The following is a 13397-nucleotide window of genomic DNA, read 5'->3' on the forward strand; positions in this document are numbered from 1 at the left end:
GGTGCTCGGTGCCACCCCCCGGGGCGCCGGGTACCTGTGCGGGGGGGCCGCGGTCGGCCATGGGGGCGGCCCCGTGGCGCCGGTGGGGGGGTTTGCCCGGCCCGGGGGGGCCAAACCCCCTCCCGTCCGGCGTCTCGGCACGTGCCGGCGTGTCCGCACCACCGCGCTTGGTGCCTTCGAAATTGACCCATCATTTTGTGCGGGAAATGCACCCCTTCACGGGTCGAAAGCCACCGTAGATTGGTACCAACGAACGCGGAACGGAGCCGAACGACAAGCGGCGCCCACCGTCCGACCCACCTCGTCACACCCCACGGGAGCCACCATGTCCACGCCCGCCTCGAACACCACCGCCGCCCCGATCCTGGTCCGCACCCAGGAGGCGGAGATCGTCCAGGACGGTCCCACCAGCCTGATCACCCTCCTCGCCGACACCCCGGGGATGACCGCCAACCTGGCGACCTTCGACAAGGGCTCCCCCGGCGCGCCCGCCCACTTCCACACCCGGGCCAGTGAGATGTTCCACGTCACCGAGGGCACGATGCGCATCCTGCTCGGTGAGGAGATCGTCACCCTGGAAACCGGCGACTTCCTGCTGGTGCCGCCGCACATGCCGCACGCCTTCGCGCCGGCGCCGGACACCGAGGCGAAGATGCTGGTCGTGTTCACCCCCGGGATGGACCGCTTCGACTACTACCGGCTCCTGGAGCGGGTGCACCGCGGCGAGGCGGACGTCGCCGAACTGCGCGCCACCTCCGAGCGATTCGACAACCACTACGTCGACAGTCCGGTGTGGCGCGAGGCCCTCGCCGGCGCGTGAGGACGCGCTCCGCGCCGATCCCCGCACCGACCCGGGGACCCGTCGATACTCAGGACAGCCGTTCGGTACTCAGGTTCGCGGCCGAGTAGTCCGGCGGATGCTCGGCGTCGGTGCGGCCCGCCAGGATGTGGTGTGCGGGCAGCGGGCCCGGGTGGCACGGAACCGCCGACACGGGGCGGCGGTGCGGGCGGCGGACGGTCGGGTGGTCCGAGGGGTGGGGTTTCACCGTCACGGGGGCGGCGAAATCCCGCCCCTTCTCGGCGTGTTCGGGTGTGTCCCGCCCGAGCAGGGAACACCCCCGACGTTGCGATCGATCCCCTTCGGACACCCCTATCCGGCCCCCTACCGACGGCCCCGGAAGCCCAACCGTCGGTGAGTTGTGGTGGGGTGTCGTCGTGAGCCCGCCCGAAACGGGGGAACGGCGGTGGCCAGGTCGGCCCGACGAGGGGACATCGAACAGTGACGCACGGAGCCGCGCGGCGGTACGACCCGGCCGCCGAGGTGCTGCTCGGGCTGGCGGTGGCGAGCGGCGAACCCGGGGACGCGGGCCGGCTGCGCCATCGACTGGGCGAAACCGACCCCGGCTACCTGGCCGACGCGTTGTTGCCGATCACCGCGCGAATCAAGGCGGTTCGTGATCCCGACGTGCTGGTACGACGGGCCGTGGCGCGCAACCCCCGGGCCACCGCCGCCGACCTGGCCGCGCTGCTGGACCGGCCGGACCCGGTGGTGGATCGGCTGGTGTACCGGCATGCCACCGCGCTGCCGTGGATGCGGCGCACGGTGCTCGCCCCGGGCCGACATCCGGATCCGGGCGCGCTGACCGTGTTGTTGGAGGAGATCCGTGCGTGCGCCGAAGACCCGCCGGACCACCCGCACTTCGTCGGCGCAGCCGTGGTCTCGGACGTACCGGCGCTGGTCGAGCACGCGCTGCGCACCGGTGGCCGGCGGCTGACCACGGCCGAGCAACTCCGGGGCATGTTGGGCCTGTTCGTCGACCCACCGCGACTGGGTGGGTTACTCGCGGAAGTGGCAGCGGATCCGGGCAGCCCCGGACCAGGATCACCGTTCGAGACCGACGACGGCGGCGCCGGTCCGCCGATCGAGGCCGACCGGGGCGGTGCCGATCCGCCGGTCGCGCCCGAGGTCGCCGCGGCGGCCGCCCGCGCCCTGGCCACCGGCCGAGTACACGAGCTGCGGGCCGCGGTATCGGCCGCCGAGAGCACCGGCGGCCTGATCGCCGGGCTGCGCGCCGGCGAGCCGGAGCCGAACTGGCGTCGGGACCTGGACTGGGCCGAACTCCTGGCCGCCCAGCGGGCCGAGCCGCTGCCCGAGGCGGCCGGCGCCGCACTGGCCGGGCGGGCCGACTGCCCCGATGCCCTGCTCGCCGAGCTCTACCGGGCCCACCCGGAGTCCGTGGCCCGGGCCGCCCGCCCCTCGGCCGCCCTGCTCGAAGCCGCCGCACACTGCCCGGGCCACCCCGAGGCGGCCCGGATCGCCGCCTCGGCCGCCGCCGCCGGGCTCACCGACGAACGACACACCACCCTCGTCCTGACCACGATCGCGCCCGCCCGGATCGCGGTCGCGACGCTGGCCGAACTCCCCCGCACGCGCCCGCTCGCCGACCTGATCCACCGTCATCTGGGCGGCTCGGCAAGCCGTTGGGCCACCCTGCGGGTTACCCTCTCGCGCCACCGGGGCACGCTGGCCGAGTTGCTGGCCCGAATCGCCGACGGATCCGTGCCCGACGTCGGTGCGACCACCCCGCCGGCCCTGTCCCGGTTCTGTCGGTTTCTGCTCTTCGCCGCCGAACCCCAGGACCTGCGCGCGCTGTTGCCGCAGGCGCCCGACGAGCTGTTGCGCGACCTGCTCGGCAAGGGCCCGCTGCCGGCGCACGCGCTCGACATCGCGTTGGCCACCCGCGATCCGCGGGTCTGCGCCGCCGTCGCGGGCAACGCCGGGCTGGATCCGCGCGAACTGGGCCGGCTGGTCGCACTGGACGAACCGAGCGTCGATGCGGCCGTGTACCGCAATCATCACACCCCGCTGACCCTGCGCCGCACCATCGCCTCCGGCGTGCCGCGTACCCCGGGTCGCACCGAACCCGTGCCGCTGGACCCGAGGTTGCGCGTCGACCTGCTCGACTGTCGGGACCAGCGCCGGCTGACCCCGCTGGCGGTCAGCGGCGATCCGGAGCTCGTGCACGCCGCGCTGCACACCTTCCCGTCCGCCGACACCCGGTGCTTCGCGTTTTTGCGGGTGTGGCAACGCGGCGGCCCGGACGCGGTCCGACGCCTGGTGGAACTGCTGGGCGGCCCGAGCCATTCGAGCCGGATCGCCGGCATCCTGGAGACGCTCGAAGCCCCCGGCGGGCCGACCCAACCCGGCACGTTGCGCGTGCCGTACGAGGATCCCGACGCGCTGCCACGCGTATTCGCCACCGCCAGGGGACGCAACGCGACCCGCCGACTGCTGGCCACCCTCGTGCACGAGCCGTACGTGTACGACCTGCCGCGCCTGGTCGCCCGACATCGCGAAACGCCGTATCCACCTGAGCCGATCGAGGAACTGCTGCGCCACGAGCACGCCGACGGCGAGCTCGGCCGGCTGCTCCGGCTCGCCCTGGTCAACCGCGCGTGCGGTTCCGGCGCCGAGGAACTCAATCGTGAACCGGTCGACCGGCTGGGCGCCGTCGCGTTCGCCCGCGCCGATGCCGAGTGGGTGAACGACTGCGTCGATCACGACCTGCTGGATCCGATCCGCCTGGTGGACACCGCGTGGCCGGCCGCCGAGGTGTTGCGCGCGTTGCCCAAGCTGACGCCGGAGACGGTCGCCGCGCCCATCCACGCGCGGCTCGCCGAACTGGTGCACACCCACCTGGCCGGCCACGTCGAGGCCACGGTGATCGGGCTCGGCCTGCTCGGCTCGTTCACCGGCACCGTCGCCGAACTGATCGGCGTCGCCGCGACGGCGGCCGGCCCACCGCCAGGGGCCGGGCAACGGGCCCTGGCCGACGCGGAGATCGCCGCGTACGCGCACACCCTCGCCCGGCACGCGCCACCCGTGCGCACCCGCGAGCCGGCCGGACCGACCCTGCCGACCCGACGCGGTCGGCGCAACACCCCGGATCGCGGCTGCGCGCTCGCGGCGGTGCAGGTGTTGCGGGAGATCGTGCCGGACGCGCCGATACCCGCCGACCCGGCCGTACTCGCGGTGTTCGCGGAGACCCTCGAAGCGGACCTGCCCGGCCTGCGCCACCCGGACTGGCTGCTCACCGCGTGTGCGAACGCGCCGGGCGAACTGCCGCGCGAGCGCCTGGCCCGGCGGGATCCGGCCGCCTTCCGGGACACCGCCCCCGCCTCCGTGCGCTACCGCGCGGGCCTGGTCGGGCCGGCCGAGTTGATCGCCACGACACCGGCCCGCGCGCTCGGCGCGACCCGCGATCAGCGCTACTGGTTCGGGGCGGCCCGGCGCCCGCTCACCCGGGCCGTGCGCGCGCTGCTCGCCGACCGACTCGGCCACGAACGCGACCACTGGCTGGCCGCGTTGGCCGCGATGGACACGGACGCGGGCGAACTGCCGCTGCCCGCCCTGCTCGATCGGGTGGCCGCCGGACCCGACCCCCGGCCCGCGCCCGGCCCGCTGTCGGGCGCGGGCTCGGTCCTGCTCGGCTACGCCGACGTGCACGTGCTCCGCGCCGTGCTCCCGCTGCTGGGCCCGGACGCGGCGGTCACGCTGGCCCGCGAGGCCGAGCAGACCCGGCGCGTCACCGACGACCTGGTCGCGTACGTGCTCGGTCTGCCCGACGCGGGTCCCGCGCTGATCCTGGCCGAGGGTGATCCGCGCTCGCCGCACACCCGACGGGTCCGGGACCGGCTGCTGGACCGGGGTGATCCGGTACTGGACGACCGGCTGTACGGCGACGTGAAGCGGCGCGGCGACGTGGCCGAGCGGCGTCGGATCCTGGCCCGCGCGGCCGAGGACTCCCGGCCGTTGTCGCCCGTGCTGCGCCGGCGCCTGCTCGAACCCGGAGTGTTCTCGAAGTACTGGGCCGACTCGTTGCGGGTGGGCGTGGAGGCGGCCTGCCCCGACGTGGTCGAGGTCGCGCTGGCCGGCATGGCCGGGAAGTTGTCGCTGCTCGACCAACTGCTCGCCGCCCGCAACGTGTTGCGCTTCGGCGGCCCGCACCGACTACGCGCGCTGATCGAGCGCGGCCTGCTCGGCAGCGGCGCCGCCCGGGTCGCCGCGAAGGCGACGGCCGACGGCGTCGACGACCCGATCGAAGCCGGCCTCGCGGTGCTGACCGCGCGGATCGACCGCGAACTGGCGCCGACCCGGCTGGTCGCCAGACTGCGTGCGTGCGAGCGGCTCGCCGATGCCGAACGGGTCCTGGATCGCCCCTACCGACGCGACTGGGCCTTGCTGGTGGGCGAGCACGCCCGCGAACCGTGGCCCGCCGGGGTGCGACAGGCGCTGGTGAACCGACCGGACGCGCCCGACGAGGTCATCCTGGCGATGCCGACCGACCTGCGGCCCACCGAGGCGTTCGCGGCGGCCCGGCGCAGTCCCCGGGCGGCTCGGACCGTCGCCGCGTGGGTGCTGCCGGACGGCGGCACCGCCGAATGGCACCTGGAGGTCGAGCGGTTGCTGGAGGCGGGCCTGCTCACCGGCCACGACCTGGTGCACGAGGTGGGTCATGCCGACCGTGTGCTGCGCTATCTGGCCGACGCCCGGGCGCGGATCGACCCGTCCGAGCCGGTACGGGTGGCGGTGCACGCCGCGTACACCGAGGTCGCCGCGTTGACCGCGGCGCTGCTCGGCGCCGAGGACCGGTCCTGGCAGCGCCTGTTCGCCGCGCTGACCGAGCGCGACGAACACTGGCGCCGAGCCGAGGGGCCGGCCGCCGGGGTCGCCGCGCTGCTCGCGTACGCGGCGCGGGAACCCCTGGGACCGGCCGCCGGCGGCAGCCCGGCGCGGGGCCCGGAGGCCGCGCCGGATGCCTGACCGGATCGGTTCGGCTCAGCCGATCAGGTTCTTCTCCAGGTCGCCCAGGATGGAGTTCGCCGCGACCACGCCCAGGCCCAGGTACCAGGTCTCGTCGGGAACCGTGACGGCCTTGCCCTTCTCCACCGCGCCGAGCTTCTTCCACAGCGGGTTGTCGGTCACCCGGGCCTGCGCGGTCTTGTCCGCCGGGCCGTAGGTGCCGACGAAGATCCTGTCCGCGTCGGCCTCGGTGATCCGCTCCTCGGACAGTTCCACCGCCAGGTCGTCGATGTTCTGGTTGGCCGGGCGCGGCAGGCCCACGTCCTGGAGCACGGTGCCGATCAGCGACTTGTTCGCGTACAGGCGGATCTTGCCCGGCATGAAGCGCACCATCGAGATGGTCGGCTTGTTCGCGCCCAGCTTGTCGCCCAGGGCCTTGGCCCGTGCCTGGTAGGCGTCCAGCTGCTGCTTGGCCTCGGCGGACTTGTCCAAGGCCGCGGCGTTGAGCAGGAAGTTCTCCTTCCAGGTGTAGCCGGGGCGCACCGAGAACACAGTCGGCGCGATCTTGCTCAGCACCGCGTACTGCTGTTCCGCGCGCAGCTTGCTGCCCAGGATCAGGTCCGGCTTGAGGTTCTCGATCGCCTCCAGGTTGAGGCTGTTGATCGTGCCGACCTTGGCCGGCTTGCCCGCCTTGCCGTCCAGGTAGGCCGGGAGTTCCTGGGAGCCGTCGGTGAACGCGACACCGACCGGCTGTACGCCCAGTGCCGCGACGTTGTCCAGCTCGCCGGTGTCCAGCACGACGACCCGCTTGGGCTGCGCCTTGAGCGTCACGTCGCCCATCGCGGTGCGGATCGTGCGCGGGTACTGACCGGGCGCGGCGTCGGTGCCCAGGCCCGTGCTCACCTGGCCGGCGCTGCCGAAGTCCTTGCCGCCGGCTGCGACGGCGGGCTTGCCGCCGCCCTTGTTCCCGTCGGACGAGTCCGAGCCGCAGGCTCCGGTGAGCAGGGCGGCGGACACGGTCACGGCGACGGCGGCGATCCGGCGGCGGGATATCGGCATGGGTCCTGGTTCCTTGGCGCGTGGGGGGACACGGGCCGGGCGCCGGGACGCTCGGCCCGCACTGCTGAGGTGGGGCGATTTCAGGCAGGGTGGTTGTGGGCAACACGATGCGAGGCAGGGCGATCCGCTGAGGCAAGCCTTACCTTTCCTCACCCTAGGGGATCCTTGTCGCGGATCAGCCTTCAGGGGTGAGAACGGGCATCGCCGACGGTCCGGACCGGCCCGGATGGGCGGGCGCGGCGCCGGCGGATCCGTTGACGCGGTCGCGGGTGCGGCGCGAGACTCGGCAGACCGGGGGAGGTGGTGCCGGTGGTGGTCGCCGACGTGCGCGGTCCGGACTTCGACGCGATCCGGCGGGAGGAGTACGGCTACCTGGACGACGAGGGTCTGGTCTACCTCGATCACACCGGAGCGGGGTTGGCCGCGCGCGGCCAGCGGCGGGCGCACGCGGAACGGCTGTCCGGGGCCACCTACGGCAACCCGCACTCCGAACACCCGGCCTCGGTCGCCTCCACGACGTGGGTGCAGAACACCCGTCGGGCGATCCTCGACCACTTCAACGCCGACCCGGACCGGTACGCGGCCGTGTTCACCGCGAACGCCACCGGCGCGTGTCGACTGGTCGGCGAGGCGTACCCGTTCCGTCGCGGTACCCGCCTGGTGTTGCCGATCGACAACCACAACTCGGTGAACGGGATCCGCGAATACGCCCGCGCGGGCGGCGCCCGGACCCACTACATCGGCCTGTCCGGCACCGAACTGCGCCTGGACGACGACGCGTTGCGGGCCGCGCTCGCGCACCGCCGCGGCTTGTTCGCCTATCCCGCGCAGAGCAACTTCACCGGGGTCCGACACCCCCTGGACTGGATCGGCGTCGCCCAGCGGCACGGCTACGACGTGCTGGTCGACGCGGCCGCGTACGCGCCCACCAACGTGCTCGATCTGGGGGTGGTGCAACCGGAGTTCGTCGCGGTGAGCTGGTACAAGGTATTCGGATATCCGACCGGCGTGGGTTGCCTGCTCGCCCGCCGGGACGCGCTCGCGCGGCTGCGCCGGCCGTGGTTCGCGGGCGGCACGATCGAGGCGGTCAGCGCGCAGGGCGATTGGCATCGGATGGCCGACGACGAGTCCGCGTACGAGGACGGCACCCTCAACTTCCTCGCCATCCCCGATGTCGCGCACGGCCTGGCCTGGGTCGACTCGCTGGGCATGCCCGCCATCCACGACCGGGTCACGGCCCTGACCGCGCACCTGCTCGCCGGGTTGGCCGGGTTGCGCCATCACGACGGCGCGCCGCTGATCCGGGTGTACGGGCCGGACACGGTGCATGCCCGGGGTGGCACGGTCGCGCTGAACATCCTGGACGCCGCCGGCACCGTGATCGACGAGCGGATCGTGGCCCGGGACACCGCCGCCGCCGGGATCTGCGTACGCACCGGCTGTTTCTGCAATCCGGGCGCGGGCGAGGCGGCGTTCGCGATCGGGCGCCGGACCCTGCGCGGCGCGGTGTTGCGGACGGCCGCCTCCGGCGGGACGCTCGACGACTACCTGACCCGCCTGGGCCTGCCCTCCGGCGGCGCGGTGCGCGTGTCGCTGGGCCTGCCGTCCACGATCGCCGACGTGGACGCGTTCCTCGACTTCGTCGCACGCACCTACCGCGACCGGCCGGCCGACGCCCGGGGACTGGCCCCTCGGCTGCGCTGCTGACCCGCCGGGGCACGCGCCCGGCGGCACTTCCACCGCGTGCGGCGCCCGCTCGCGCGGGTGTGCTCAGCCGCCGGCGCGTGGGCAGCGGCGGGCCAGCACCGCGCAGGTGGCGGCGACGAACAGCACGGCGCAGCCGGTGAGTACGGCCCAGCCGAGCGCGGGCGGGTGGTCGAAGCTGTCGCCGTAGGAGGCCAGCAGCGGCGGGCCGAGCGCGGACCGGCCGTGCGCCCAGCGCCCCGGGAGGTCCAGATCGTTGCCCAGCGCCTCGAACGCCCATCGGTTGGTCATCGCGTAGCTGAGCGTGTGTCCGATCACCGGCATTCGGGGCACCGGCACGAACGCGCCGGAGAAGAGCACCTGGGGAAAGCACAGCAGCGGCAACATCAGCGTGGCCTGGCCCACTTCGGTGACCGCCGCGGACGTCAACAGCCCGAGCGCCAGCGCCGCGGCGGAGGCCAGCAGCAGCGTCGTCAGCAGCGACCCGTAGACCCCCCACGACGCGCCGGGCAGCCGGTCCAGGGCGCGCAGCACGGCGAGCAGCAGCACGTCGGCGAACGCCAGGATCGGCAGCAGCACGGTGAACTTGGCCGCGACGTAGGGTCCGATCCGCAGCACGGTCAGCCGTTCCCGGCGCACGATCGGCAACTCCACGCAGATCTGCAACAGGCCGTAGGTCAACCCGAAGAAGAAGCCGCCGAAGGCGATCCAGAACAGGATCATCGCGGCGCCGGACGGACTCGGGTCGGCCGGGTCGAACGCGCCGGGCCGAAAGAGCATCGCGAACATCGCCACGATCACCAGCGGCGAGCCGACCAGCATCGCGGCGGCCAACCGGTCTCGGGCGATCAGCTCCAGGTCGCGGCGGGCCAGGATGGACCACTGCCGCAACCCCCGGTCGACCTGCGGCGCCGGGCGGTCGACCGCCGAGGCGGGTTTCGGTGCCGGTGCCGACTCGGCTTCCAGGGCGGCCAGTTCCGGTTCCAGTTCGAGTTCCGGCTCGCGTTCCGCGTCCGCGCTCGCACCGCGCGCGGCCACCGCGGCGTATACGTCGGCCTCGGTCTCGACGCCGAAGTGCGCGCGCAGCCCCCTGGGGTCCCCCACGTACGCGAGCCGCCCGTCCGGGGCCAGGAACACCACCCGGTCGCACCGGAGCAGATCGGTGGGGGCGTGCGTGGTCAGCACGACGGTGGTGCCGGCTCGGGCCAACTCGCGTAATACCGCCATCAGTTCCGCCGCAGCCGCCGGATCCAGGCCGGACGTCGGTTCGTCCAGGAACAACACCCGTGGCCGGGTCAGCAGTTCGACCGCGATGCTCGCATGTTTGCGCTCGCCGCCGCTGAGCGCGCCCACCCGCCGATCCGCGCACCCGGTCAGACCCAGGGCGGCCAACGTGCGGGTCACCGCGGCCTCCACGCCCCCGTCGATCGGCCCGCGCAGCGCCGCGGCGTAGCGCAGGCTGTGGGCCAGCGGCAACGCCCGGTGCAGGATGTCGTCCTGCGGGACGTAGCCCAGCCCGCGCGCGTCCGGTCGGCCGCCGTCGTGCCGTACCCGGCCCGCGCTGGGTGGTCGGATTCCGGCCAGCGTGTGCAACAGCGTGGTCTTGCCCGATCCGCTGCCACCGGCGACGGCCGAGACCTCACCGGCCTCGGCGACCAGCGAGACGTCCCGAAGTACGGTGCGTCCCCCGAGCGTTCGGCTCACCCCGCAGGCCGCCACGCGTACTCCGTGCTCCCCCACGCCCACCCCCGACGGCATGCCCCCGAAATACCGAACGGACCATGTATAGCCCGTTCGCACGCGCAAGGGCACCCCGCTCGGGGCTATCCGACCGGGGGTTGGTCGTCGACCAGGTGCATGCGGTGGGCCAGGGCGGCGGCTTCGCCGCGGGTGGCCACTTCGAGCTTGGCCAGGATGTTCGACACATGCACGCTGGCCGTCTTGACGCTGATGAACAGGGTCTCGGCGATCTGCCGGTTGCTGCGTCCCTCGATCAGCAGGCGCAGCACCTCCCGCTCGCGGGGCGTCAGGTCGCCGGCCTGGTGCGCCGCGCGGGCCGCACCGGTCCCGGGCCGGCCCGGCAGGTCGATCCGGGCCCGGCGGGCCAGCAGTTCGACCTGTTCGCGCAGCGGCGTCGTGCCCAGTCGCCCGGCTGCGGCGTGTGCCCGGGCCAACGCGGCGCCGGCCGCGACCCGATCGCCGGCGGCCACCAGCGCGGCGCCCAGGTCGGCGTGCGCCCGGGCGGTGGGATACGGCTGGGCGGTCGCCTCCCAGGCCGCGACCAGTTCCCGCCACTGCGCGAGGGTGTCGCTGCCCTCGGCCAGGTCCAGGTGCGCGACCAACGTCTTTGCCTGGGTGCGGTCCAGCTCGCAGTGCACGTCCAGCGCGGCGCCGGCCGCCCGGATCCGGTGCAACTCGGCTCGGGTCGACTCGGTGGGCTCGACTCCGGCGTACGCGCGCGCCGCCTCGATCAGCAGCGGGAAGGCGAACCGCTGGTTGCCGACGCCGAAGCCGGCCCGCAGTTCGGCGTCCAGGATCTCGCCGAGTTCGGCCCGTCGGCCCCGGGCCCGGGCCAGCGCGATCTCGGCGCCGGACTGCGGGATGCGATGTTGTGCCTCCTGGTACATGCCGCGGGCGCTCTCCCGGGCGCTCCGCAGGTGGTCGGCGGCCTCGGTCACCTTGCCGCGGACCAGGTGGGCCATGGCCAGCACCCGTTCGGCGTTGCCGGTGGCGCAACCGTCCGCGTCGTGCTCCCGGATCTCCTCCATCGTCTTGGCCACCTCGTCCCAGCGGCCGAGCGAGAACAGGCTCTCCGCGAGGTTGCCCAGGACGAACGCGCCGGTGTTGCGGATCACGCCGCGCTCTCGGGACAGGTCGAGCGCGCGGCGGGCGGCCTGCACCGACTCCTCGTGTCGGCCGACGCCTTCGAGGACCGAGGCCCAGTTGCCGAGCACGTAGACGAGCGTGTCCGGCTTGCCGCCCCGCGCCGCCTCGGCGACCCGGACCGCCTCGCGGCCGTGGGCGAGCGCCTGTGTCTCGTCGAGTTCGCCGCTGCCGGTGAGAAGCCAGGACAGGGTCTGGAGGATGTTGGCGATCAGATCCTGGTCGTCCAGCCGCCGGGCGATCTCCAGGACCTGGCGGGTCATCCGTACCGCCTCCGCCGCGCCTCCTTCCAGGAAGTGCGCGCGGGCGATCCGGATCACCACGTTCGCGTACTCGACCGACTCCCGCCGATCCTGCAACAGCCGCTCGGCGTGCTCCAGTTCGACCATGCCGGGGCCGCGCCCCAGGCGGCTCAGCGTCTTCGCCCGCTGGGTCCACAGCGCCGCCGCCCGAACCGGCTCGCGCTCCTCGTCGACCAGGTCCAACGCCTGGCGCAGCAGGGCCAGTTCGCGGTCGCCGGAGTTGTCGTAGCGGGCCGCGACGATGGCGCCGTCCAGCACCCGGGCCAGCGTGCTGCCGGTGGACTGCTCGGGATCGGGGACCTGGTCCCACATGGTGATCGCGCTCTCGTACAGCGCCCACGCCTCGCCGAACGCGTATCGGTCGGCGGCGGCCGCCGCGGCGACCACGCTCGCCGGCAGTGCCCGGGCCGGGCGGGCGGCGGCGATCCAGTAGCGGGCCCGCCGGTCCACGTGGTCGCGGCGCCACGGCAACTCGCCGCCCTCGACCAGGGTGTCCAGGGCCTGGGCGAACGCCGCGTACATCCGGGTGCGTTCGCCCGGGAGCAGATCGCCCAGGGCCGCCTCGCGCACCAGCGCGTGCCGGAACGAGTAGCCCTCGCCGTCCGGTTCGGCCACCAGGACGTGTCCGGAGACCGCCGCGCGCAGTGCCGTCTCCAAGGTGTCCGGGTCCAGACCGGCCACCTCCGCAAGCAGTCGGTGCTCGACCCCGATACCCCCCACGGCGGCCAGTCGCACCACCCGGCGGGCCGTCTCGGGCAGTTGCTCGATCCGGATCAGCAGCAGGTCGCGCAGCGTGTCCGAGAGACCGGCGAGTCGGCCGTCGCGGACCCCGGCGGCGAGTTCCTCGACGAAGAACGCGTTGCCCTCGGAACGCTCGAACACCTGCTGGACCAGGGCCCGCGAGGGGGTGCCGCCGAGCAGGCCGCTCAGGTGCTCCTCGACCTGGGGCATGGTCAGTCGGCCGAGTTCGAGCCGGGTCACCGTGCGGGTGCGCTCCAGTTCGGCGACCAGGCGGCGCATCGGGTGGCTGCGGTCCATCGCGTCCGCACGCAGCGTGCCGACCAGCAGGATCCGGCCCCGGCGCAGCGAGCGGACCAGGAACGCGAGCAGTTCGCGGGTCGCCGAGTCGGCCCAGTGCAGGTCCTCGAAGGCGACGATCAGGGTGCGGTCCTCGCCGATCCGCTCCAGCAGACGCAGCGCCGACTCGTACAGCCGGGCCCGCTCGGGCGCCGGGCCGGGGCCGGGTTCGGCGGCCAGGGTCGGCGAGATCCAGGCCAGTTCGCGGCGCCGGTCGCCCATCGCCTCCTCGAAGTCGGCGCCGAGCGCGTCGGCGAGGGCACGCAGGATCGCCGAGAACGGCGCGAAGGGCAGTCCCTCGGCGCCCAATTCGAGACACGCGCCGACCGCGACCGAGGTCGGCTCGGGACGCCCGGTCGCCTGGGCCAGGAACTCCTCCAGCAACCGGGTCTTGCCGACCCCGGCCTCGCCGGTGGTCAGCACCACCCGGGGCTCACCGCGATCGACCTCACGCAGCACCTCGACCAGTCGCCCGATCTCGGGCTCGCGTCCGACGAACAGCGGCACCCCGCCAAAAACAGTCACACCCGCCAGCCTCCCACGCGCCCCACCTGCACGAACGAACCGGG

7 protein-coding genes are annotated in these 13397 nt (G+C 73.9%); 3 read left to right on the forward strand and 4 right to left on the reverse strand.

What is annotated here, in order from left to right; genetic code table 11:
• Positions 1-325 precede the first annotated feature (325 nt).
• Complete coding sequence (locus ACFXMF_RS31415) at positions 326-820, forward strand: cupin domain-containing protein (RefSeq protein WP_360319498.1); 495 nt, start codon at positions 326-328, stop codon at positions 818-820.
• 49 nt (positions 821-869) lie between these two features.
• Here ACFXMF_RS31415 and ACFXMF_RS31420 read toward each other — a convergent pair whose 3' ends face one another.
• Positions 870-992, reverse strand: a complete 123-nt coding sequence (locus ACFXMF_RS31420) for a hypothetical protein (RefSeq protein ID WP_360319496.1) — start codon at positions 990-992, stop codon at positions 870-872.
• 287 nt (positions 993-1279) lie between these two features.
• On the opposite strand from ACFXMF_RS31420, the gene ACFXMF_RS31425 reads away from it, so the two are divergent.
• Positions 1280-5824, forward strand: a complete 4545-nt coding sequence (locus ACFXMF_RS31425) for a hypothetical protein (RefSeq protein WP_379990397.1) — start codon at positions 1280-1282, stop codon at positions 5822-5824.
• A gap of 15 nt (positions 5825-5839) precedes the next feature.
• Here ACFXMF_RS31425 and ACFXMF_RS31430 read toward each other — a convergent pair whose 3' ends face one another.
• Positions 5840-6862, reverse strand: coding sequence for an iron-siderophore ABC transporter substrate-binding protein (locus ACFXMF_RS31430; protein ID WP_360319492.1), 1023 nt, complete (start codon positions 6860-6862; stop codon positions 5840-5842).
• A 309-nt stretch (positions 6863-7171) separates the two neighbouring features.
• Between ACFXMF_RS31430 and ACFXMF_RS31435 the strand changes: the two genes are divergently transcribed.
• Entirely contained in the window at positions 7172-8569 is a 1398-nt protein-coding gene (locus ACFXMF_RS31435; protein ID WP_379990398.1) for an aminotransferase class V-fold PLP-dependent enzyme, read from the forward strand.
• 63 nt (positions 8570-8632) lie between these two features.
• Here the strand turns inward: ACFXMF_RS31435 and ACFXMF_RS31440 are convergent, their stop codons facing one another.
• Together ACFXMF_RS31440 and ACFXMF_RS31445 are read right to left on the reverse strand one after the other, a co-directional pair.
• Positions 8633-10270: an ATP-binding cassette domain-containing protein gene (locus ACFXMF_RS31440; protein ID WP_380020882.1), complete on the reverse strand. Its 1638-nt coding sequence runs from the start codon at positions 10268-10270 to the stop codon at positions 8633-8635.
• Between the two features lie 119 nt (positions 10271-10389).
• Positions 10390-13353, reverse strand: a complete 2964-nt coding sequence (locus ACFXMF_RS31445) for an AAA family ATPase (protein WP_360319486.1) — start codon at positions 13351-13353, stop codon at positions 10390-10392.
• Positions 13354-13397 lie beyond the last annotated feature (44 nt).

Source organism: Embleya sp. NPDC059213, from assembly GCF_042754445.1.
In the GTDB taxonomy this organism is placed as follows: domain Bacteria; phylum Actinomycetota; class Actinomycetes; order Streptomycetales; family Streptomycetaceae; genus Embleya.

What these genes read in the sequence shown, in the direction of transcription:
- ACFXMF_RS31415 (WP_360319498.1), top strand. Translation starts at nt 326, where the DNA reads ATGTCCACGCCCGCCTCGAACACCACCGCCGCCCCGATCCTGGTCCGC.
- ACFXMF_RS31430 (WP_360319492.1), bottom strand. Translation starts at nt 6,862, where the DNA reads ATGCCGATATCCCGCCGCCGGATCGCCGCCGTCGCCGTGACCGTGTCC.